Annotated in this window: 18 protein-coding genes; 11 read left to right on the top strand and 7 right to left on the bottom strand. The window is 73.5% G+C overall.

Annotated elements, in window-relative coordinates:
• Nucleotides 1-237: 237 nt before the first annotated feature.
• Both DFJ69_RS03575 and DFJ69_RS03570 read right to left on the bottom strand, forming a co-directional pair.
• On the bottom strand, nt 238-1,557 hold the full coding sequence (locus DFJ69_RS03575) for a D-arabinono-1,4-lactone oxidase (protein WP_116021158.1): 1,320 nt from the start codon (nt 1,555-1,557) through the stop codon (nt 238-240).
• Between the two features lie 33 nt (nt 1,558-1,590).
• Nucleotides 1,591-2,814, bottom strand: a complete 1,224-nt coding sequence (locus tag DFJ69_RS03570) for an MFS transporter (RefSeq protein ID WP_116021157.1) — start codon at nt 2,812-2,814, stop codon at nt 1,591-1,593.
• Nucleotides 2,815-2,944: 130 nt separating this feature from the next.
• Between DFJ69_RS03570 and DFJ69_RS36060 the strand changes: the two genes are divergently transcribed.
• From DFJ69_RS36060 to DFJ69_RS03555, 3 genes are read left to right on the top strand one after another with little or no spacing between them, the layout of a single operon-like run.
• Nucleotides 2,945-4,183 (top strand): lytic transglycosylase domain-containing protein, encoded by a 1,239-nt coding sequence (locus tag DFJ69_RS36060; RefSeq protein WP_281275807.1) that lies wholly within the window; start codon nt 2,945-2,947, stop codon nt 4,181-4,183.
• Between the two features lie 35 nt (nt 4,184-4,218).
• A complete protein-coding gene (locus DFJ69_RS03560; protein WP_116021156.1) occupies nt 4,219-5,226 on the top strand; it encodes a ferrochelatase in 1,008 nt (335 codons plus the stop codon).
• A 40-nt stretch (nt 5,227-5,266) separates the two neighbouring features.
• The gene (locus tag DFJ69_RS03555; RefSeq protein WP_116021155.1) at nt 5,267-6,085 is read left to right on the top strand and encodes an inositol monophosphatase family protein; all 819 of its coding nucleotides are present in this window, start codon (nt 5,267-5,269) and stop codon (nt 6,083-6,085) included.
• A 219-nt stretch (nt 6,086-6,304) separates the two neighbouring features.
• Here DFJ69_RS03555 and DFJ69_RS34080 read toward each other — a convergent pair whose 3' ends face one another.
• Nucleotides 6,305-6,481 (bottom strand): hypothetical protein, encoded by a 177-nt coding sequence (locus DFJ69_RS34080; protein WP_170177527.1) that lies wholly within the window; start codon nt 6,479-6,481, stop codon nt 6,305-6,307.
• 221 nt (nt 6,482-6,702) lie between these two features.
• Between DFJ69_RS34080 and DFJ69_RS03550 the strand changes: the two genes are divergently transcribed.
• Together DFJ69_RS03550 and DFJ69_RS03545 are read left to right on the top strand one after the other, a co-directional pair.
• Entirely contained in the window at nt 6,703-7,356 is a 654-nt protein-coding gene (locus DFJ69_RS03550) for a response regulator transcription factor (RefSeq protein WP_116021154.1), read from the top strand.
• Complete coding sequence (locus DFJ69_RS03545) at nt 7,353-8,639, top strand: sensor histidine kinase (protein ID WP_245973978.1); 1,287 nt, start codon at nt 7,353-7,355, stop codon at nt 8,637-8,639. Before DFJ69_RS03550 ends, DFJ69_RS03545 begins: the two co-directional genes overlap by 4 nt.
• 7 nt (nt 8,640-8,646) lie before the next feature.
• Here the strand turns inward: DFJ69_RS03545 and DFJ69_RS03540 are convergent, their stop codons facing one another.
• Nucleotides 8,647-11,286 carry an ABC transporter substrate-binding protein gene (locus tag DFJ69_RS03540; RefSeq protein ID WP_116021153.1) on the bottom strand — a complete coding sequence of 880 codons (2,640 nt, stop codon included), beginning with the start codon at nt 11,284-11,286 and terminating at the stop codon, nt 8,647-8,649.
• Nucleotides 11,287-11,298: 12 nt separating this feature from the next.
• The gene (locus DFJ69_RS36055; protein ID WP_116021152.1) at nt 11,299-12,999 is read right to left on the bottom strand and encodes a serine/threonine-protein kinase; all 1,701 of its coding nucleotides are present in this window, start codon (nt 12,997-12,999) and stop codon (nt 11,299-11,301) included.
• 480 nt (nt 13,000-13,479) lie between these two features.
• On the opposite strand from DFJ69_RS36055, the gene DFJ69_RS03530 reads away from it, so the two are divergent.
• Both DFJ69_RS03530 and DFJ69_RS03525 read left to right on the top strand, forming a co-directional pair.
• Nucleotides 13,480-13,776, top strand: coding sequence for a DUF4193 domain-containing protein (locus DFJ69_RS03530; RefSeq protein ID WP_116026366.1), 297 nt, complete (start codon nt 13,480-13,482; stop codon nt 13,774-13,776).
• 12 nt (nt 13,777-13,788) lie between these two features.
• Nucleotides 13,789-14,628 (top strand): hypothetical protein, encoded by an 840-nt coding sequence (locus tag DFJ69_RS03525; protein WP_245973976.1) that lies wholly within the window; start codon nt 13,789-13,791, stop codon nt 14,626-14,628.
• Between the two features lie 30 nt (nt 14,629-14,658).
• Here DFJ69_RS03525 and DFJ69_RS03520 read toward each other — a convergent pair whose 3' ends face one another.
• On the bottom strand, nt 14,659-15,243 hold the full coding sequence (locus DFJ69_RS03520) for a maleylpyruvate isomerase family mycothiol-dependent enzyme (protein WP_116021151.1): 585 nt from the start codon (nt 15,241-15,243) through the stop codon (nt 14,659-14,661).
• Nucleotides 15,244-15,336: 93 nt separating this feature from the next.
• Nucleotides 15,337-15,615, bottom strand: coding sequence for a DUF4235 domain-containing protein (locus DFJ69_RS03515; RefSeq protein WP_116021150.1), 279 nt, complete (start codon nt 15,613-15,615; stop codon nt 15,337-15,339).
• Between the two features lie 100 nt (nt 15,616-15,715).
• Between DFJ69_RS03515 and valS the strand changes: the two genes are divergently transcribed.
• The 4 genes from valS to DFJ69_RS35265 all read left to right on the top strand — a co-directional run bounded on the left by valS (nt 15,716) and on the right by DFJ69_RS35265 (nt 22,066).
• On the top strand, nt 15,716-18,253 hold the full coding sequence (valS, locus tag DFJ69_RS03510; protein WP_116021149.1) for a valine--tRNA ligase: 2,538 nt from the start codon (nt 15,716-15,718) through the stop codon (nt 18,251-18,253).
• A gap of 308 nt (nt 18,254-18,561) precedes the next feature.
• Nucleotides 18,562-19,317, top strand: coding sequence for a GntR family transcriptional regulator (locus DFJ69_RS03505; RefSeq protein ID WP_116021148.1), 756 nt, complete (start codon nt 18,562-18,564; stop codon nt 19,315-19,317).
• Nucleotides 19,318-19,424: 107 nt separating this feature from the next.
• Nucleotides 19,425-21,179, top strand: coding sequence for a fumarate reductase/succinate dehydrogenase flavoprotein subunit (locus DFJ69_RS03500; protein WP_245973974.1), 1,755 nt, complete (start codon nt 19,425-19,427; stop codon nt 21,177-21,179).
• Nucleotides 21,176-22,066: a HEAT repeat domain-containing protein gene (locus DFJ69_RS35265; protein WP_245973973.1), complete on the top strand. Its 891-nt coding sequence runs from the start codon at nt 21,176-21,178 to the stop codon at nt 22,064-22,066. The genes DFJ69_RS03500 and DFJ69_RS35265 overlap by 4 nt, the downstream gene beginning before the upstream one ends.
• Nucleotides 22,067-22,085 lie beyond the last annotated feature (19 nt).

Below are 22,085 nucleotides of genomic sequence, written 5' to 3'. Positions count from 1 at the left end.
GTCTCCTTCGAACACGCCTGCTGCCAGCACCGTACCCGGCATGTCCGAACATCGCCGCTCCCGGACTTCCCCTGGATCGCACTTGGGGTACCGCTGACCTGAGAGCGGACGGCGCAGGGCACGCGGTACGGGCCCGTCCGCGTGCACGCCGCCGTCCGATACAGCTTGCCGTTCCGGCGGCCGCGATGTGGCCCACCTCGCATGATCCTTGTGGATCCTTTGCCCCGGGGGCGGCCGTCAGGATCCGAGGACCTGCTCGGTGTAGCGGTTGGCGAACCGGCGGTCGGGGTCCAGCTCGTCCCGCAGCGCCCGGAAGTCGCCCCACCGCGGGTAGACCTTCTCCAGGTACGCGGTGTCCCGGGTGTGCAGCTTGCCCCAGTGCGGGCGGCCGCCGACCGCCGTGAGCAGCTCCTCCACGCCCTGGAAGTACTCCTCGTGCGGGTCGCGGTGGTAGACGTGGATCGCGATGAACGCGGTCGGCCGGTCGTACGCCATGGACAGCCAGGCGTCCTCGGGCGGCAGCAGCCGCACCTCGATGGGGAAGCTGATCCGCCACCCTCGCCGGTCGAAAAGGGAGCGCAGCTCGCGCAGCGCGGGGACCAGCTCCTCGCGCGGGAGTGCGTACTCCTGCTCCTTGAAGCGCACCCGCCGGGGGCTGGTGAACACCTTGTAGGAGGTGTCGCTGTAGGTGCGGGCGCCCAGCACCTTGGCCGAGACGGAGTTCACGACGCCGATCGTGCGGGGGACGCGGTGGGTGAGGCGCTGGAGCCCGCCGAACACCGTGTTGGACAGGAACTCGTCGTCCAGCCGGCGCTTGAACGCCGGCAGCGGCTCGGCGGGGCCCTCGGTCCGGTTGTTGCGCTTGGTCAGGCAGCCCTCGGTGTGCGGGAACCAGTAGAACTCGAAGTGCTCGTTGGCCTCGCCGAGCTCGTCCAGACGGTCGAGGACCTCGTCCCACCGCATGGGCTCCTCGCGGGCGCGCAGGAGGAACGCGGGGACGGTGCGCCAGGTCACGGCGGTGACCACGCCGAGCGCGCCCAGCCCCACCCGGGCCGCGTCGAACAGCTCCGGGCGCTCCTGCGGCGAGCAGGTCACCACGGAGCCGTCGGCGAGCACCAGCTCCAGCGCGGCGATCTGGGAGGCCAGCCCGGCGGCGTCCCGGCCGGTGCCGTGGGTGCCGGTCTGCAGGGCCCCGGCGACCGTCTGCTCCTGGATGTCCCCCATGTTGGCCAGGGCGAGCCCGTGCTCGTCCAGCACCCGGTTGAGCTCGTGCAGCGGCAGGCCGGCGTCGACGGTGACCAGCCCGCCGCCGGTGTCGACGGAGCGCACGGAGGTCAGGCCCTCGGGGCGCAGCAGCACGCCGTCGGTGACGGCGGCGGCGGTGAAGGAGTGGCCGGTGCCGGCCATCCGCACGGTCAGCCCCTCCTCGGCGGCCTCCCGCACGGCGTCGGCGACCTCGGCGGTGGTGCGCGGGACGCGCGTGCGGCGGGGCACGGCCCGCTGGTTGCCGGCCCAGTTCCGCCAGGGACGGGCGGCCGGAGTGCTCACGGGGGACATGCGCCGACTCTACCGAGCCGACCAATGCGAAATCTATTCATGTTTGTCGGAAGTGAGGGATTGTCGGAATCGTGACCTTCCGACGAGTGCCACCGCCGTCGCGGCCAGCCCCGCCCCGGTCGCGAACAGCAGCCCCCCGCGGGACCCGTGCCCGTCCACCAGCCGTCCCGTCGCCGAGGCGCCCACCGCGATCCCCACCGCGACCGCCGTGGACACCACCGCCATCCCCTCGGTGAGCTGCGGGGCCGGCACCAGGCGCTCGACCAGGCCGTACCCCGGGATGATCGTCGGAGAGATGGCCAGCCCGGACACGAAGATCACCGCCAGCATCACCGGCCACGTCCCGATCAGCGACAGCGGCGCCACCCCGACCGCCAGCAGCGCCAGCCCCGCCAGGAACCGGCGGTCCAGCGGGGACCGCCAGACCCGCGCCCCATACCACAGGCCCGCCACACAGCTCCCCAGCGCGAACGAGGCCAGCAGCACCCCCGCCAGTCCGGGGTGCCCCTGCTCCTCGGTGAACGCGATCACGCTCACCTCCACCCCGGCGAACACTCCGCCCATCAGCAGGAACGCCAGCGCCACCACGACCACCCCGGGCACCGCCAGCACCCCGGCCACCCCCGCCGGCCCGCCCTCGCTCGGCGGCGGCTCGGTCGCCCGCTGCGTCGCCAGGACGAGACAGCCCGCCGTCGTCAGCGCCCCGGCCGCCAGCACGCCGCCCGCCGGGTGCACCGTCGTGGCCAGCAGGCTCACCAGCATCGGCCCGGTGACGAAGATGATCTCGTCCAGCACCGACTCGAACGAGAACGCGGTGTGCAGCCCCACCCCCGCGGGCGGCGGCTGCGGGCCGTTCTTCAGCACGTTGATCCAGCGGGCGCGGACCATCGCGCCCAGACCCGGCGAGGTCACGCCTCCCAGGACGGCGACGGGGAACAACGTCCACGTGGGCCATTCCAGGACCGCGCACGCGACCAGCAGCGCCAGCGACGCGCCGTTGGCCAGCCCCAGCGGCATCAGCACCCGCCCTTGGCCGCGCCGGTCGACCAGCCGGCCGAGCAGGGGGGAGACGACGGCGAAGGCCAGGGCGTACACCGCCGACACAGAACCGGCGATACCGTACGATCCGGTAACGGCGGACACGAGAAGGACAATGCCGATACCCACCATGGACATCGACATCCGGCCCACGAACCCCGCGGCGACGAACACCCGCGCGCCGGGCACCTCGAGCAGGGCCCGGTACGGATTCGCCACCGTGATCCTCTCCCTTTTCGCGAGGCCGGACCCCTGACCGGGGTCGATGCGTTGGATTCGATCAAGTTACCCGTCCGGAACTCCTCGACCCGCTGGCCCCGGTCGGCGGCGACCGTAGTAGGGATTGGCCGTGGCTCCCTCTTCTCCCTCACGCGACCCAGGGCGGCGCGGGCCGTCGACCAGGCCCGAGAAGAAGGCGCGCACGATTCGGCCCCGACCCGCCGCGCGCGTCCCCGCCGCCGCGCCGTCCCGTCGGCTGCCGCTCCTGGTGCTCGCCGCGCTCGCGCTGGTCACGGCGGTGACGCTGACGGCCGGGGTGATCCGCGCCGTCACCCATGAGGGGACCTCCGAGACCGCCGCCGCGCCGGCCGTCCCGGCGGGGGAGCCCACCGGCCTGCCCGGGGGCCCGGCGGACAACGTCGTGGACGACGCCCAGGTGGCCCCGCTGCGCCGCGTCGTCCCGCCCGACGTGCTGGTCGTGGGCACCGCCTCCATCGACGCCGGGGCGGCCCGGCGGATCTCCCGGCTCAAGGGCGTGCGGGACGTGGCGGTGGTCGACGGCGGGGCGGTGCAGCTCCAGAACCGGCTGATCAACACGTTCGCCGTCGACCCCTCGACGTTCCGCTCCTGGACGCCGCCCGGCACGGCCAAGCGGACCGAGCTGTGGGCGGCGCTGGCCGCCGACCGGTTCGTGGTCTCCGAGAAGGCCGCCGGCGAACTGCGGCTGCGCGACGGCCTGCGGTACCCGATCGTCGCCAAGACCATCCCCAACGTGGTGCTCGGCGGCTCCGGGAGCCTCGGCCTGCCGGGCATCGACATGCTGGTCAGCGCCCGCACCGGGACCAGGCTGGGACTCGTTCCCGACGTGGCGCTGCTGATCAACGCGCCCGGCGCCGACCCCGCGAAGCTGGCCGACGAGGTCGGCGAGGTCGTCCGGGGCGGCGCCAAGGTCATCAACCTCAACGAGGAGCGCTACCGGCCGTCCGGACAGGCGGCGAGCTACCTCGACCTCTACAAGCGGGCCGCCACCTCCTGCCGGGGCCTGTCGTGGACCGTGCTCGCCGCCATCGGACAGGTGGAGAGCGACCACGGCCGCAACGCGGGGCGCTCCAGCGCGGGCGCGCTGGGGCCCATGCAGTTCCTGCCGTCCACCTGGAAGTCGTTCGGCGTGGACGGTGACGGGGACGGCAAGGCCGACATCATGAACCCCTACGACGCCATCCCGGCCGCCGCCAAGTACCTGTGCGCCCACGGCGGCGGACGCGGCGGCGACTCGCTCTATCAGGCGGTCTACGCGTACAACCACGCCCACTGGTACGTGCAGAAGGTGCTCGACCTCGCCAAGGCGTACGCGGCCCGATACCGCTGAACGGAGCACCGGGGGGCGGCTGGTTGGATGGACGCATGACGTCCCATGACGCCCTGTTGCTCGTGTCGTTCGGCGGCCCGGAGGGACCGCAGGACGTGATGCCCTTCCTGGAGAACGTCACCCGCGGCCGGAACGTCCCCCGGGCGCGCCTCGAACGCGTCGCCGAGCACTACCACCGCTTCGGCGGGGTCAGCCCGATCAACCGGCAGTGCCGCGAGCTGAAGGCCGCCGTCGAGACCGACCTCGCCGCCCACGGCGTGGACCTCCCCGTCTACTGGGGCAACCGGAACTGGACGCCGTACCTGACCGACACCGTCCGCCGGATGGCGCAGGACGGCGTCCGGCGGGCCGCCGCGTTCGTGACCTCCGCCTACAGCGGATTCTCCTGCTGCGGGCAGTACGCGGCCGACATCGACCGCGCCCGAGCCGAGGTCCCCGGGGCACCCGAGATCGACAAGCTGCGGGTCTACTACAACCACCCCGGCTTCGTGGAGCCGTTCGTCGAGGCCGCCCGCGCCGCGCTCGCCCGGATCCCCGCCGACCTGCGCGACCGGGCCCGTCTGGCGTTCACCGCGCACAGCGTCCCGCTGGCGCAGCCGGGGCGCGAACGCTACGCCGCCGAGCTGGCCGACATCGCCGCCGTCGTCGCGGCCGAGGCCGCCCCCGGCCACGAGTGGGCGCTGGTCTACCAGAGCCGCAGCGGCCCCCCGAGCCAGCCCTGGCTGGAGCCCGACATCGGCGACCACCTGCGGAAGCTGCACGCCGAGGGGGTCGAGGCCGTGGTGGTCGTGCCGGTCGGGTTCGTGTCCGACCACATGGAGGTCAAGTACGACCTCGACGTGGAGGCCGCCGAACTCGCCGCCGACCTGGGGCTGACGTTCGAGCGGGCCGCCACGCCCGGCACGCACCCCCGGTACGTGGCCATGGTCCGGGAGCTGCTGCTCGAACGATCCGCCGGGCCGGACGCGCCCCGGCCCGCGCTGGGCTCGCTCGGCGCCCGTCCCGACGTCTGCCCGGTCGACTGCGGGCACGCCCGACCCTGACCCGCTCATCCCGAAGCGGCGATCAACCCGAGGGGGAACGATGAGCCTGCCCGACGAGCTGCTGGAGCTCGCGCTGGAGACCGCCGCCGAGGCCGGCCGGATGCTGGTCGACAAGCGCCCGGTCGAGGGACCGGCGGTGGTGCGGACCAAGACCAGCCCGACCGACGTGGTCACCCAGATGGACCGGGCCTCCGAGGCGCTGATCGTGGAACGGATCCGGGCCGCCCGGCCCGCCGACGCGGTGCTGGGCGAGGAGGGCGGGTCCAGCGCCGGCGCCAGCGGCGTCCGCTGGGTGATCGACCCCATCGACGGCACCGTCAACTACCTGTACGACCTGCCCGACTGGGGGGTCAGCATCGCCGCCGAGATCGACGGCCGCGCCGTCGCCGGGGTCGTGGAGATCCCCCGACGCGGCGAGACGTACTTCGCCGTCCGCGGCGGCGGCGCCCGCAGACGCGACGCGTCCGGGGAGCACGTCCTGCGCTGCAACGCCGACGTGCCCCTGAACCGCGCCCTGGTGGCCACCGGGTTCGGGTACGAGGCCGGCCGCCGCGCCCATCAGGCGGACGTGCTGCGCGGCGTGCTGCCCGCCGTGCGCGACATCCGACGCGGCGGCGCCTGTTCGGTCGACCTGTGCACCCTGGCGGCGGGACGGGTGGACGCCTACTTCGAACGCGGCGTCCAGGCCTGGGACATCGCGGCGGGCGGCCTGATCGTCGAGGAGTCCGGCGGCCGCGTCGGCGGCCTGAACGGGGCCCCGGCCGGCCCCGAGTTCGCCCTCGTGGCGGGGCCCGGCACGTTCGAGGCGCTGCACGACCTGCTGGCCCCCCTGGACCCGGCCCGCGACCTGCCGAACTGACCCTCGAACGGCCGCGAACCACGAGCATCCGGCCGCTTCAGCGGCCCAAAGCCGAGTGGAGGATGGTCGCCGGAGACCCACGAGCCGACCTGGTTCGAACGGTCACCCCTCACGGGTGCCCGGTCCTTCGGCCGTTCGGCTGAAGATCTCCAAGACCGGGCGCGGGGGGTGTGGGGGGTCGCCCCCCCACCCGAAAACCCGCCCCCACCCGAAGACACGCTAGTCGCCGTCGGGGGTGGGGACTCCGATGTCGTGGTTGGCCGCGATGCGACGCAGCTCCTCGATCTCCGACTGTCGGATGTCGACCAGATAGGCGTCACCATCGGCGCGCGCGAGGCGCAGCGACGCGTAGGCGTCGGAGAGCCGCTGTTCGATCGTGCGTGACAACTCGCCCATGGGGGGTCCTCTCTAGGTCTGGCTTTCTGTACCCAGCCCCCCGGTTCTCGTAAACCTTTCTTTTCCGGGAGCATCCCGGACGGGACGGTGACGTCCCTCACCGCCGTGCGGGCATGCTGGTGGCAGGGCTTACGAGGGTCTTACGGGCCCTGTGGAATACCTGGGTCCGCCGGTCCAGCGCACCGGCGAACCCGTGATCCGAGGTCTTGAGGGGGGTCGGGATGCGTGTTCTCATCGTCGAGGACGAGCGCGTGCTCGCCGACGCGATCGCCACGGGGCTGCGCCGTGAGGCCCACGCCGTGGACGTCGCCTATGACGGTGCCGGTGCGCTGGAGCGGACCAGCGTGAACGAGTACGACGTGGTGGTCCTCGACCGGGACCTGCCCCGCGTGCACGGCGACGACGTCTGCAAGCAGCTCGTGGGGGAGCGGTATCCGGCGCGGATCCTGATGCTCACGGCGGCCGGGGAGCTGGGCGACAGGGTCGAGGGGCTGTCGATCGGCGCCGACGATTACCTGGCCAAGCCGTTCGCGTTCGCCGAGTTGGTGGCGCGGGTGCGGGCGCTGGGCCGCCGGGCCGCCGCGCCGCTGCCGCCGGTGCTGGAGCGCGGGGGCGTGACCCTCGACCCGGCCCGCCGCGAGGTCGAGCGGGACGGCCGTCCGGTGGAGCTGACCCGCAAGGAGTTCGCGGTGTTGGAGGTGCTGCTGCGGGCCGACGGCGCGGTGGTCAGCTCGGAGCGGCTGCTGGAGAAGGCGTGGGACGAGCACATCGACCCGTTCACCAACGTGGTGCGGGTGACGATGATGACGTTGCGCAAGAAGCTCGGCGATCCGCCGCTGATCGAGACCGTTCCCGGCGTGGGGTACCGGCTGTGACCGAGCCCTCGGCCGGGCCCGGGGGCGACCGGGCGACCGGCGCGCGCAGGACCGGCAACGGCGCGGGCAACGCCAACGCCAACGGCAAGAGCACCGTCACGGGCCCGATCACCCAGCCGATGCCTCCGTCGTCCTCCGGCCGGGAGCCCGGGTCCTTCGTGGCCGACGTGCGGGCGCTGCCGGGGCGGGTCAGCGTCCGACTCCGGCTGACCCTGCTGTACGGGCTGCTGTTCTTCTTCGCCGGGGCCCTGCTGCTGTTCATCACCTATCTGCTGGTGGCGCAGATCCTCGATCAGGTGTTCCCGCCGGGGCTGCAGATCCGGAGGCCGGACGGGTACACCATCCCGACCGAGGTGCTCAAGTCCCGGACGATGAACGAGCTGATCGGCCGTTCCATGCTGGTGTTGGCCGGGACCGGCGTGATGGCCCTGGTGCTGGGCTACTTCGTGGCCGATCGGGCGCTGGCCCCGCTGCAGCGGGTCACCACCACCGCCCGGCGGCTGTCGGAGAGCACCCTGCACGAGCGGATCGCCCTGGAGGGCCCGGCCGACGAGATCAAGGAGCTGGCCGACACGTTCGACGCGATGCTGGAGCGGCTCGGCCACGCCTTCGACTCGCAGAGCCGGTTCGTCGCCAACGCCTCCCATGAGCTGCGCACGCCGCTGGCCATCAACCGGACGCTGTTGGAGGTCGCGCTCGGCGACCCGGAGGCGTCCGAGGACCTCAAGGCCGTGGGCCGCACGCTGCTGGCCAACAACGCCCGGCACGAGCGGCTCATCGAGGGTCTGCTGCTGTTGGCCCGCAGCGAGCGGGAGCTGAGCAACCGGACCTCGGTCGATCTGACCGAGGTCGCCGGGACCGTGCTGGAGACCCAGGGCAAGCGCGCCGACGAGGCCGGCGTCGTCGTGCGGACCGAGCTGTCCAGCGGCCGGACGCAGGGTGATCCGGTGCTGCTGGAGCACCTGGTGTCCAACCTGGTCGACAACGCCATCAAGCACAACGTCGAGGACGGCGGGACGGTCTGGGTCCGCACGGGCGTCCTGGACGGCTTCGCGACCGTCCAGGTGGAGAACACCGGCCCCGGGGTCCCCGCCTACGAGGTGGACCGGCTGTTCGAGCCGTTCCGGCGGCTGCACGAGGACCGCGTCGAGTCGGCCAAGGGCGCCGGGCTGGGGCTGTCCATCGTCCGCTCGGTGGTCCGCGCCCACCGCGGCACCGTCTACGCCACGCCCCGCCAGGGCGGCGGCCTGGTGGTGACCGTCCGCCTGCCGCTGACCTCCTGAGCCGCCCTCAGCGGGGCGCCGTCGTCGCGAGCGTCGGGTCGCCGTGGAAGTCGGCGTGCAGGCCGGTGAAGCGCTCGGCGGCCAGCCGTACGTGCGACAGGTTCAGCACCGGGATCAGCGCCCAGTCGTTCAGCGCGATCCGCTCCGCCTCGCGGAGCGCGGTGTGGGCGGTGGCGTCGTCGGGGGTGCCCCTGGCCTTCCGCAGCAGCTCGTCGAACCGGTCGTTGCGCCAGCGCGCGTGGTTGCCGCCCTCGGGGGGCTTCTGGTCGCCGCCCAGCAGCGGATGCAGGAACGCGTGCGCGGAGGGGTAGTCGGGCAGCCAGCCCATGGCGATCAGGCCCGAGGCCGAGTCGTCGGCGATCCGGTCGTTGAACTCGGCGGCGGTCACCTGCACCACCCGGAACCGCCATCCCAGGGTGCGCCGCAACTGGTCCGCCGCGATCTCCGCCCAGCGCAGGGAGGAACCGCCCTCGCGGACCAGGATCGGGATCTCGGTGCCCTGGTCCAGGCCCGAGCCGGCCATCAGCGTCTTGGCGCGTTCGGGGTCCGGTGAGGCGCAGGGCGTGCAGGCGCCCTGCGAGAAGCCGGGTGTCCCGGTCGGGACCAGCCCGGTCGCCGGCGGCATCAGGCCGCCGGCGTGCAGGTCGCCGATCCGCCGGCGGTCCAGCGCCAGCGCCACCGCCTCGCGGACCTCGCGCCTGCGCATCGGGCCGCGCGCGGTGATCGGCACCAGGAACTGCGCCCCGTCGGAGGGCCGGTGCAGCAGCGTGTGGTCGGTCAGGCCGCGGACCTGGGCGAAGAAGGCGGTGGACGGCTCCGTCCAGTCGACGTCACCGGCCCGCGCGCCGGCGATCCCGGCCGCCGGATCGGCGGCGAACCGCAGGACCACCCGGTCGAGGCGGGCCCGGCCGAACCCCCACGCGTCGTTGCGGACCAGCACCGCCTGCCGGCCCCGCCGGTACGACTCGATCTTGAACGGACCGTTGCCGATCGGCCGCGCGTCGTACCCGGCGTCGTCGTGGGCCCCCGCGCCGGCCGGCACCGGGAAGAAGATCGGGTCGGCCAGCCGGGCGGCGAACCGGCAGTCCGGCTCGGTCAGCGTGAGCCGCAGCGTGTCGCCCTCCACCCGGACCGGCCCGGAGAACGAGCCGCCGGGCCCGGTCGCCCGGTCGTACCCCTCGATGTCGCCCATCAGCACGGGCGCCGCGTACGAGTCGCCCTGCGCGGCGCGGTCCCAGCCGCGCAGCACGGCCTCGGCCCCGACCGGCTCCCCGTCGCTGAACGTGGTGCCGCCGCGCACCCGGATCGTCCATCCGCGGCACTGCTCGTCGTGGACGATGGAGGAGGCCAGCCGGGGCCGCCAGACGCCCTCGGGGGTCAGGTCCACCAGGCCGGTGAACAACTGCTTGACGAACGTCCGGTCGGCGCTCCACTGGCCGGAGGACGGGTCGATGGCCTCGGGCGCGGGCATCGACATCGTCAGTTGTCCTCTCGGCCTCCCCCCGCCGGTGGTGCCGCCCGCGGTGCCGGCCCCGTCGCCGAGCTCGATGATCACGTACGTGCCCAGAAGCACCAGCGCCACGACGGCGGCCACCGCGCCCCCGGCCAACACCCCGATGTCCCTGAGGCTGCGGCCGCCTCCGGGCACGGGCGCCTGCCGATGGACGTCCGGCATGACATGGGGCGCCGGGCCCGGCGGGGGAGCCGCGGCCCAGGGAGCGCCCGGCGGTCGCGTGGGGGGTGGCGGGATCTCGCCCAGGGTGGGCGGCGATGAGGCCGCCGCGACCTCCGCGCCCTGATGCAGGGCGCCCACGGGCTCGGCGACCCGGGGGACGGCCCCCACCTCGTGCAGCAGGCGCAGCAGCACCGTGTGGGAGGAGGGCCGTTGGGCCGGGTCCTTGGCCAGGCACAGGGCGACGGTGTCGCGCAGGGGGCCGGTGAGGGCCCCCAGGTCGGGCGGCTGGTTGAGGATGCGGTGCATCACGGCGGGGATCGAGTCCTGGCCGAAGGCGGGACGGCCGGTGGCGGCGTGGACCATCGTGGCGCCCCACGCGAACATGTCGGTCGCGGGCCCCACCCGATGCCCGTGGATCTGCTCCGGGGCCATGTACGCCGGGGTGCCGACCGCCGTACTGGACAAGGTGCCGGTGGCGTCCAGCGCCCGGGCGATGCCGAAGTCGATGAGCCGGGGCCCGTCGGACGCCAGCAGCACGTTGCCGGGCTTGAAGTCCCGGTGCACCACGCCCGCCTCGTGGATGGCGGCGAGCGCGGTGACGGTGCCGATCGCGACCCGGGTCAGCGCCGGGCCCGAGAGGGGCCCCTCGGCCGCCGACACCGCCTGCAGCGAGGGCCCGTCGATGTACTCGCTGACGATGTACGGGGTCTCGCCCTCGACGTCGGCGTCCAGGACCCGGGCGGTGCAGAACGGCGCGACCCGTTGGGCGACCTTGACCTCGGCGGCGAACCGCGAGCGGGCCCGGGCGTCGCCGGAGAGCCGGGCGTGCAGCATCTTGACGGCCACCCGTTCGCCGGAGCCGCCCTCGGCGAGGAAGACCGTGCCCTGGCCTCCCTCGCCGAGCCGTCCGACGAGACGGTAGGGGCCCACCCGCTCAGGGTCGCCTCGTTGCAGCGGGGCGACCCCCGGCATGGCGCTCCTCCGCTACTCCTTGGTCAGCGTGCCGCTGGCGATGTAGGCCTTGTCCAGCGTCTCGCGCTCCTCGAACCGGAGGGTGGTGCTGCTGATGTAGGTGAACGTGACGTAGCCCGACAGGCAACTGCCGCTGGTGATGGTGATCTTGTAGGTCGCGCGCAGCGACGTGGCGCCGGGCTCCAGCCGCAGCGACCCCCGGCAGTCGTAGCTGTCGGCGTCGTAGCGGACCGTGCCGATGGTGCTGCCGCCCAGGAGGAGGAAGCGCACGTCCCACGTCTTGTCGGTGGAGGAGCTGGGCTGGAAGCCCTTGCCCTCCCACGCGCCGTTGAACGCCAGCGGCAGCTTGTCGCCGCCGGAGGAACCCGACGGGAAGGACGGCACCGAGGCGGACGGGTACGCCGGCGGCTCGTACGGGTCCGGATCGTCGTCGCCGTCGCTCGCGGCCAGCGCCACCACGAAGATCACCAGAGCCAGCACCAGCACCACGGCGCAGCCGATCCCCGCGATGACGGGCCCGCTGGAGCTCGACTGCCGGGCCGGCGGCGGGAACTGCGGCGGGGGCGGCGGCCCGGGGGCCATCGAGGGCCGCATCATGGGCTGCGGCGTCATCGGCTGAGGCGGCGGCGTCATCGGACCCGGCTGGTACGGGCCCTGGTGCATCGGCATCGGCGGCGGCGTGATGGGCTGCGGCGGCGGGGTCGCCGGGCCGGGCGGCGGGCCCTGGTGGAACCCCTGGTGCATCGGCATCGGCGGGGGCGTCAGCGGCTGCGGGGGCGGCGTGTGCATCGGCGGGGCCGGCGGCACCGGGGGCGGCGGGGCCATCCGGGAGGCGATCCGGGTGCCCTGGCCCAGCAGCTCCTCGCTGGGGGCGGCGGGGCTGGCGGGCGCGGCCCCGACGTGCCCGAGCAACTGCAGCAGCAACTGGGCGGCGGGCGGCCGGGCGGCGGCGTCCTTGGACAGGCAGCGCCCCACCAGCCCGCGCAGCGGCTCCTGCAGCGCCGACAGGTCCGGATCCTCGTTGAGGATCCGGTTGATGATCACCGGCAGCGTGTCGGCCTCGAACGGCGACTGCCCGGTGGCCGCGAACACCATCGTGGCGCCCCAGGCGAAGATGTCCACCGCGGGCTGCAGCGGCGCGCCCGTGAGCTGCTCGGGGGCGAGGTAGCCGGGGGTGCCGACCACCATGCCGGTGGCCGTGACCGCGCTCTCCTGGGAGTTGACGGTGCGCGCGATGCCGAAGTCCACCACGCGCGGGCCGTCGGAGGCCAGCAGCACGTTGTTGGGCTTGAAGTCCCGGTGGACGATGTTCTCCTCGTGGATGGCCGCCAGCGCGGTGACCGTCCCGATGGCGAGGCGTTCCAGCTCCACGGTCCCCAGCGGGCCGTTGTGCGCCACCACGTCGTGCAGCGAGGGCCCGTCGATGAACTCGCTGACGATGAACGGCGTGTCGCCGTGCACGTCGGCCTGCAGCACCCGGGCGGTGCAGAACGGGGCGACCTTCTGAGCGGCGGCGACCTCGCGGGCGAAGCGCGCCCGGGCGGCCGGGTCGGAGGCCATCTGGGAGTGCAGCAGCTTGATGGCGACCTCGCCGCCATCCGTCCCCCGACCGAGGAAGACGGCGCCCTGACCGCCGGCGCCGATCCGCCCGACGACCTCGTAGTTCCCCAGCCTTCGGGGATCCCCCGGCTCCAGGGGAGCGGCTTCCGCCATATGACCCTCCAGTGACCCCGATTTTGCCCGCCGTCAGGCGGGCACGATATCGCGTTAGGTCAGACGTTTCACCGAACGGTCCGGTTCAACGCGGCGGGGCGCGGGGAATCGCCCTGCGACTTGGCGCGCGGACCGGCCCGGGGACCGGATATGATCCCGGCCGCCACAGGACGTCGGCGGCGGCCGGCACAGCGTCCGGCACGGCGTTCGCAGGGCCGCGCGACGTCTCGGCCGAACGCCCCGCCGCGGACGTCCCGCGGTGGTCCGCCGACATGAAACACCATGGGCGTGTGGCGTACGGCACAGCTCGGCAGGCGATACCGGTGACTGGTGTCACGCAGGGGACTCGTCGCGCCTTGCGTGTCGGAGGTCACCAACCGTGACAGAATTTCCCGCCCGGATCGGGCACAAGAACGGCCTCCCGAGCGTTAGACCCGCGCGACGGGGCGCACAGAACGACCGAGGGGGATGGAGACGCAGATGGCAACCGACTACGACAGCCCGCGCAAGACCGACGACGACCTGAACGAAGACAGCCTCCAGGAGCTGCAGGCCCGTCGTGCGGACAAGGCCGCGAGCATCATCGACGAGGATCTCGACGCCGGCGAGGTGGCCGAGCTCCCCGGGGCCGACCTGTCCAACGAGGAGCTCACCTTCAAGGTGGTCCCGCGACAGGCCGACGAGTTCACCTGCTCGCGCTGCTTCCTGGTGCACCACCGCAGCCAGTTGGCCGAGGAGCGCAAGGGCCAGCCGATCTGCCGCGAGTGCGCGGCCTGATCGGGGGCGCCCGTGACCGGTGACGACCGCGCGAACGCGAACGACGTGAACGGCCCGCACGACCCGGACGGCGGTCTCGGTGTCCCGGCCCCTCGGGACCCGGGCCGGGAGACCGAGATCGCCGAGCTGGTCGGTCGACTGTCCGCCGCCGAGGGCCTGGACGCCGAGACCCGCGGCAGGCTGATGGCCCGGCTGACCAGGCTGCTCGTCGACAGCGCCCGCCGGGCGGGCACGTCCGGCCTGCGCGGCGGCCGTTGGCTGGCCGACATGCTGCTGGAGGTGGCGCCGCACGTCCCGGTGCGCGACGCCGAGACGCTGCGCGCCCACCACCGCGGGCTCACCGGCGAGGCGCTGGCCGACGGCCTCGTCCGGGTCGCCGCCAACGGCACCACGGCGGTGGGGGCCGCCGGCGGTGCGCTGGCGGCCGTGGAGTTCGTGGCCCCGCCGCTGCTGTTGACCGCGCCCGCGCAGTTGGCGGCGGAGACCCTGGTGATCGCGGCGATCGAGGTCAAGCTGATCGCCGAGCTGCACGCCGTGTACGGGGTGCAGGTCCAGGGCACCGGCTCCGCCCGCGCCACCGCGTTCGTGACGTCCTGGGCCCGCCAGCGCGGGGTCAACCCGCTGGAGTCGGGGACGTTGGCCAACGCGCTGGGGTCGGCGGCCAAGACGGCGCTGCGCAAACGGCTGCTGCGCACCCTCGGCCGCAGCATGACCACCATGGGCCCCTTCCTGACGGGGGCCGCCGCCGGTGCGGCGCTCAACCGTGCGGCGACCAAGCGGATGTCCGAGGCCATCCGCAAGGACCTGCGCCGGCACGTCGGCGTCGCCCCCCGGCACACCCCTCCGGAATGACCCGCGCCGTCCGGCGTGCCCGCCGGCGGATCAGCGAACGAACTCCAGCTCGTCGGTCACCGCGTCCCGGCCCGCGAGCCACAGCCCCAGCGCCTCACGGGTGCCGGACACCTCGACGCCCCGCCCCAGCGGTCGGCCCCCGTCGGTCGGCACCAGGCGATGGGCGAGCACCCGGCGGTTGAGCAGCAGACTGAGCTGGACGCCCTCGCGGAGGATGGCGTTCGCGACGACGTCCGGGATCTCCCGGGTCAGCCCCAACCCGCGCAGCACGTCCTGGTGGTGGACCGCCAGGTCGGAGAGCGTCAGGAACGCCATCGCCCTGCTGGTGAGGCTGGGATTCGCGGCCCAGTGCCGCGCCCACTCCATCAGCCGGCCGCGCGGCATCGCCCGCACCCGTTCGGCCTGCGCCCGGTTGGCGTCGTGCATGCGCAGCGCGTACGGAAGGTACGAGCCCGTCAGGTAGTCGATGCCGATGAGATGGCCGAGGACGTCGCGGGGCGCCCACTCCGAGCACAGCGTGGGGCCGGAGTCGAACGCGTCGTCCGACAGACCCTCCAGCGTCTCGAGCAGTCGGAACCGCTCGGAGCGCAGCTCGTCCTCGAGGGGGAAACGCATCGTGGCCGGTCCCTTCGACTCTCCGGACCGACCACGATACGACAGAACTGGACCCTGTGTCCGATAGCCCGCCCGACCGTTCCCGGGTCGGGCTCAGCCCTCGACGCCGGGCAGCCGTCCGGAGCTCCTGGCGTACTGGCGGGCCGCCGCGCGGGTCGCCAGCAGCCGCGCGACCTCCATGCCGACGCCGGTGACGATCGCCCAGCCCAGCGCCTCGGCCAGGGCCACGTCGGGGGACTCGGGGTTGGTCGGGGGCTCCTTCCCGGTGGTCTTCTTCCAGGCGTACGTGATCGCCCTGCGGGCCACGAAGCCACTGGCGAGAGCCGCGCCGCCGGCCACGACCCGCCAGCCGATGTCACCCTTGTCCGCCATCGTCCTCTCCTCTTGCTCTGCGTTGAGACGCTGTGAGGCTATCCAAGGCGCGGCGCGTAATTCGGTCCGGGCGGGCGGGTCGGCTCAATAGCATTGGGGCATGACCGAACAGCCGCGTATACCCCAGGTTCCCGACAGGCCCACGCTGGACGGCCTGGAGGACAAGTGGGTACGCCGCTGGGAGTCCGACGGCACCTATCGGTTCGACCGCGACAGGCCCCGCGAGGAGGTCTACGCGATCGACACCCCGCCGCCCACCGTCAGCGGGTCGCTGCACGTCGGGCACGTCTTCTCCTACACGCACACCGACACGGTGGCGCGTTATCGGCGGATGCGCGGCCGGTCGGTGTTCTATCCGATGGGCTGGGACGACAACGGTCTGCCGACCGAGCGCCGGGTGCAGTACCACTTCGGCGTCCGCTGCGACCCGTCCCTGCCGTACGACCCCGACTACCAGCCGCCCGCCGAGCCCGACCCCAAACGCCAGGTCCCGATCAGCCGGCGCAACTTCATCGAGCTGTGCGAGCGGCTCACCGCCATCGACGAGCGGGCGTTCGAGGACATGTGGCGGCGGGTCGGCCTGTCGGTCGACTGGAGCCTGCTCTACACGACGATCGGCGACCGTGCGCGGGCGACGTCGCAGCGCGCCTTCCTGCGCAACCTGGCGCGCGGTGAGGCGTACCTGTCGGAGGCCCCGACGCTATGGGACGTCACCTTCCGCACCGCCGTCGCCCAGGCGGAGCTGGAGGACCGCGAGACCCCGGGCGCGTTCCACCGGCTGCGCTTCCACGCCGACGACCGGCCCGTGTACGTCGAGACGACCAGGCCGGAGCTGCTGCCCGCCTGCGTCGCGCTGGTGGCCCACCCCGACGACGAGCGGTACCGCGAGCTGTTCGGCCGCACCGTCCGCACCCCGCTGTTCGGTGTCGAGGTCCCGGTCCTGGCGCACCGGCTGGCCGAGCCGGACAAGGGCTCCGGCATCGCCATGATCTGTACGTTCGGCGACGTCAACGACGTGACCTGGTGGCGTGAGCTGGACCTGCCGACCCGGGCGGTCGTCGGCCGTGACGGGCGGCTGGCCGCCGAGCCCCCGGCGGGGGTCCCCGCGCACCCGTACGACGAGCTGGCGGGCAAGACGATCTTCTCCGCCAAGGAACGGATCGTGGAGCTGCTGCGCGGGTCCGGCGACCTGGACGGCGAACCGAGGGCGGTCACCCGACCCGTCAAGTACTACGAGCGGGGCACCAAGCCGCTGGAGATCGTCACCACCCGACAGTGGTACATCCGCAACGGCGGTCGCGACACGGGGCTGCGGGAGGCGCTGCTGGGGCGGGGCCGGGAGCTGTCGTGGCACCCGGAGTACATGCGGGCCCGCTACGACAACTGGGTGGAGGGCCTCAACGGCGACTGGCTGATCTCCCGGCAGCGGTTCTTCGGCATCCCCATCCCGGTCTGGTACCGGCTGGACTCCGAGGGCGAGCCGATCCACGACGAGCCGATCGTCCCGTCCGAGGACCTGCTGCCCGTCGACCCGTCCGCCGACGCCCCACCCGGCTACGCCGAGGACCGGCGCGGCAAGCCCGACGGCTTCATCGGCGACCCGGACGTCATGGACACCTGGGCGACCTCGTCGCTGTCGCCGCAGATCGCGGGCGGCTGGGAGCACGACCCGGAGCTGTTCGCCAAGGTCTTCCCGTTCCATCTGCGGCCGCAGGGGCACGACATCATCCGGACGTGGCTGTTCGCCACCGTGGTCCGGGCGCATCTGGAGCACGGCTCGCTGCCGTGGTCCGACACGGCGCTGTCCGGCTGGATCCTCGACCCCGACCGCAAGAAGATGTCCAAGTCCAAGGGCAACGTGGTCACGCCGATGGGTCTGCTGCTCGAGCACGGCACCGACGCGGTCCGCTACTGGGCGGCCGGGGGACGACCGGGCACCGACACGGCGTTCGAGGTGGGGCAGATCAAGGTCGGCCGCCGACTGGCCACCAAGATCTTGAACGCGTCCCGCTTCGTGCTGGGGCTCGGCGAGGTCCCCGCCGACGCCGAGGTGACGGCACCGCTCGACCGGGCCATGCTGACGGGCCTCGCCGGGCTGGTCCGCGAGGCGACCGACGCGTTCGAGGTCTATGACCACACACGGGCGCTGGAGCGGACCGAGCGCTTCTTCTGGGAGTTCTGCGACGACTACCTGGAGCTGGTCAAGCAGCGCGCCTACGGTTCGGGCGAGGAGGCCGCCTCGGCGCGGGCGGCGCTGAACCTGGCGCTGTCGGTGCTGCTGCGGCTGTTCGCGCCGGTCCTGCCGTTCGTCACCGAGGAGGTCTGGTCCTGGTGGCGGGACGGGTCGGTGCACCGCGCCTCCTGGCCGGAGGCGTCCGAGCTGCCCGACGACGGCGACCCCGGTCTGCTCGCGGCGGCCGCCGAGGCGCTGCGTCAGGTCCGCAGGGCCAAGTCGCGGGCCAAGGTCTCGATGCGCGCCGAGGTGACGCGCGCCGTGGTCGGCGGCCCCGGCGGCGGCGCACTCCACGCCGCCGCCGCCGATCTGCGGGCGGCGGGCAACATCGCCGAGCTGGACCTCGACGCGGAGTCCCCGGGCGACGCGCTCACCGTCGAGGTCACCTTGGCCCCGACGGCCTGATCGCCCTCGGCGGGACCTGGCCCAGCGGCCGGGCTCCGGGGCGTCCGCGCCGGTCATCGGGGTGCGGGCGGCGGTCGGGGGTGGCGTAACGGCCGGTTGACGAAGCGGGTCCTCGGACGAAACACGCCGTCCACACCATCGAGCCATGCCACGGACACGGAATCGGAACCCGCAGGACCGCCGCGCAGGGTGGCGGAACCTCCCGGCGGACGGATGTCGGCGCAGGTCGGAGTGGTCGCGAACGAGGGCGGGGTGGCGTGACCGGCCCGTTATTCCAGTTTCCAGACTGGTTTAGTAGGTTTACCTCCATGACCGAAGCGGTGGCACTCAGCGACACCCGTCGGCTGCGCGCCGACCGGGCGCGGCAGATGGCCGACGTGCTGCGCCGGCAGGTCCTGCAGGGCGCGTTCCCGGCGCGGGTCCTGCCGGCCGAGGCCCGGCTGGTGGAGGAGTTCGGGGCCTCGCGCAACACGGTGCGCGACGCCCTGGACCTGCTGCGCGCCGAGGGGCTGGTCGAGCGCTGTCCCGGCGTCGGCACGCTGGTGGTCTCCGAGAAGTACGCCCACGGCCTCGAACGGCTGCTGGGGCTGGCCGAGACCCTGCACGAGCACGGCACGGTCTCCAACGAGGTCCGTACCACCGGGCTGATCACCCCGCCCCGGGAGGTCAGCGCCCGGCTGCGGACCCCGGCGGGCGAGCCGGTCGTCTACGTCGAACGGCTCCGGCGGCTCAACGGGGTGCCGCTCTCCCTCGACCTGACCTATCTCGTCCGCGACCTCGGCGAGGCGCTGCTCGCCGAGGACCTGGCCAACAACGACGTCTTCGTCCTGCTGGAACGGCTGTCCGGGCAACGCCTCGGGCTCGCCGAGATGACCCTCGAGGCGGTCAACGCCGACCCGCACTCGGCCGCCGTGCTGGAGGCCCCGCGCGGCGCGGCCCTGATGATGGCCGAGCGCCTCACCCACCTGGCCGACGGACGGCCGGTGGACCTGGAGTACATCCGCTTTCGCGGCGACCGCATCACCATGCGCGGCACCCTCCGCCGCCCCGACCCGCTCGCCTAGCCCCCGTACCGCACGACACCCCCACACCACGACACCACGACGCCCGGCGCTCGGACGCCGTGCGTTCCCTCGACGCTGCCCACCCGCAGCGGTAAGGAGTCGACCCGATGGAGATCCCCGAGCCCTCGCGGCGGCGTGAGATCGCCTGTGACGTTCTGATCATCGGCGGCGGCACCGCCGGGAGCATGGCGGCGCTCACCGCCGCCGCCCACGGCGCGGACGTGCTGCTGCTGGAGAAGGCCCATGTCCGCCACTCCGGGGCGCTGGCCATGGGGATGGACGGCGTCAACAACGCGGTGATCCCCGGCAAGGCGGACCCCGAGCAGTACGTCGCCGAGATCACCGTCGCCAACGACGGGATCGTGAACCAGCGCGCCGTCCACCAGACCGCCACCCGGGGCTTCGGGATGATCAAGCGGCTGGAGGGCTACGGCGTCAAGTTCGAGAAGGACGCCCACGACGAGTACGCGGTCCGCCAGGTGCACCGGTCCGGCCGGTACGTGCTCCCGATGCCCGAGGGCCGCGACGTCAAGAAGGTCCTCTACCGAGCGCTGCGCACCCGCGACGTCCGCTCCCATGTGACGATCGAGAACCGGGTGATGCCCGTACGGGTGCTGGTGCGCGACGGCCGCGCGGTCGGGGCGGTCGGCTTCGACACCCGCACCGGCGAGTTCGTCACCGTGGCGGCCAAGGCGGTGATCCTGGCCACCGGCGCCTGCGGCCGGCTCGGCCTCCCCGCCAGCGGCTACCTGTACGGCACGTACGAGAACCCCACCAACGCGGGCGACGGCCACGCGATGGCGTACCACGCGGGCGCCGAGCTCAGCGGCATCGAGTGCTTCCAGATCAACCCGCTGATCAAGGACTACAACGGGCCCGCCTGCGCCTACGTCGCCAACCCGTTCGGCGGCTACCAGGTCAACGCCGAGGGCCACCGGTTCGTCGACTCCGACTACTGGTCCGGGCAGATGATGGCCGAGTTCAAACGGGAGCTGGACGGCGCCCGGGGGCCGATCTACCTCAAGCTCAGCCACCTGCCGGACGACACGATCCGACAGATCGAGCAGATCCTGCACGTCACCGAACGCCCCACGCGCGGCACGTTCCACGCCGGGCGCGGCCACGACTACCGCACCCACGACGTCGAGATGCACGTCTCGGAGATCGGCCTGTGCAGCGGCCACTCCTCCTCCGGGGTGTGGGTGGACGAGCACGCCGCCACCAGCGTCCCCGGCCTGTACGCGGCGGGGGACCTGGCCTGCGTGCCGCACAACTACATGGTGGGGGCGTTCGTGTTCGGCGAGATCGCCGCGACCTCGGCGGCGGAGCACGCGCGGGCCGTCTCCTCGGTCCCCCTGCCCGAGGAGCAGATCGAGGCCGCGCACGAGCTGATCTACCGGCCCGCCCGGCAGCCGGACGGGCCGCCGCAGCAGCAGATCGAGTACAAGCTGCGCCGCTACGTCAACGACTACCTCCAGCCGCCCAAGCTCACCCGCTACATGGAGATCGCCGTCGAGACCTTCGAACGGATGCGGTCGGAGATCGCCGGCATCGGGGCGCGCAGCCCGCACGAGCTGATGCGGGCCGCCGAGGTCACCTTCATCCGGGACTGCGCCGAGATGGCCGCCCGCGCCTCCCTGTTCCGCACCGAGAGCCGCTGGGGCCTCTACCACCAGCGGGCCGACTTCCCGGAGCGGAACGACGCCGACTGGTTCTGCCACGTCAACCTCAGGAAGGGGGCCGACGGCGCGATGGAGTTCCTCAAGCGGCCGGTCGCGCCGTACATCGTGGACGTGCCCGGGTTCGAGCGCCCCGACGGGGTCGCCGCCGAGGACCTGGAGGCCGTGGGGTCGGCGCGATGAGCGCCCGCATCGTGGAGCTGCTCGAACTCGCCGACGAGGCCCCCGAGGTCGAGGACCTGGAGCCGTACCTCGACGACCCCGACCCGGCGGTCCGGCGCGCCGCGCTCCAGGTGCTCAGCGAGGCCGCCGACGACTGGTCCGCGGCGTCCCCGAGGGTCGCCGGGGCCCTGCTGGACGACGACGCGGCCGTCCGGGGGATGGGCGCGGACCTGCTCGCCGAACTGCGCGAGGTGCTGGTGTGCGGGCCCGCCTTCGGCGCGGCGCTGCGCGAGGCCCTCGCCTCCGCCGACCCGACCACCCGGGTCGCGGCCCTCGGCTCGTTGTGGCGGCACCGGCTCTGCCTGGCCGCCGACGCCCTCGCCGCCCTGGCCGACCCCGACTCCGGGGTGCGCCGCGAGGCGGTGCGGGCGCTGGTCTCGCTGGACGACCTGGACGGGCTCGCGCGGGCCGCCGCCGACGCCGACCCGCTGGTCCGCCAGGCCGCCGCGGCCGGGCTCGGCGAGGTCGGGGACCCGCGCGGCCTCGACACGCTCGGGGCGCTCGCCGCCGACGTCAACCCGTTCGTCCGGGCCGTCGCGTTCGCCGCGATGGCCTCGACCGGCTGCCACGGCCCGGGCCTCGCCCTTGTCCTCGCGGCCCTGGGGGACGCGTCGTGGGAGGTCAGGCAGGGCGCCGCCGTGGCGTTGGCCGCCGCCGACCCCGACCGGGCCGTCGGGCCGCTGGCGGTGGCCGCCGGCGACGACAACATCGACGTCCGCAAGGCCGCCGTCCGCTCGCTGGGGCGCTGGCCCGACCGCCCCGACGTGCGGTCCGCGCTCTCCGGGGCGCTGGACGACGCCGACGCCGACGTCCGGGCCTGGGCCCGGCTCGGCCTGGACCCCCGCTGAGCACGAACGACCGGAGAGG

The sequence above is a fragment of the Thermomonospora umbrina genome, from assembly GCF_003386555.1.
GTDB classification, from domain to species: domain Bacteria; phylum Actinomycetota; class Actinomycetes; order Streptosporangiales; family Streptosporangiaceae; genus Thermomonospora; species Thermomonospora umbrina.
This window is presented reverse-complemented; position numbering and strand designations above follow the sequence as displayed.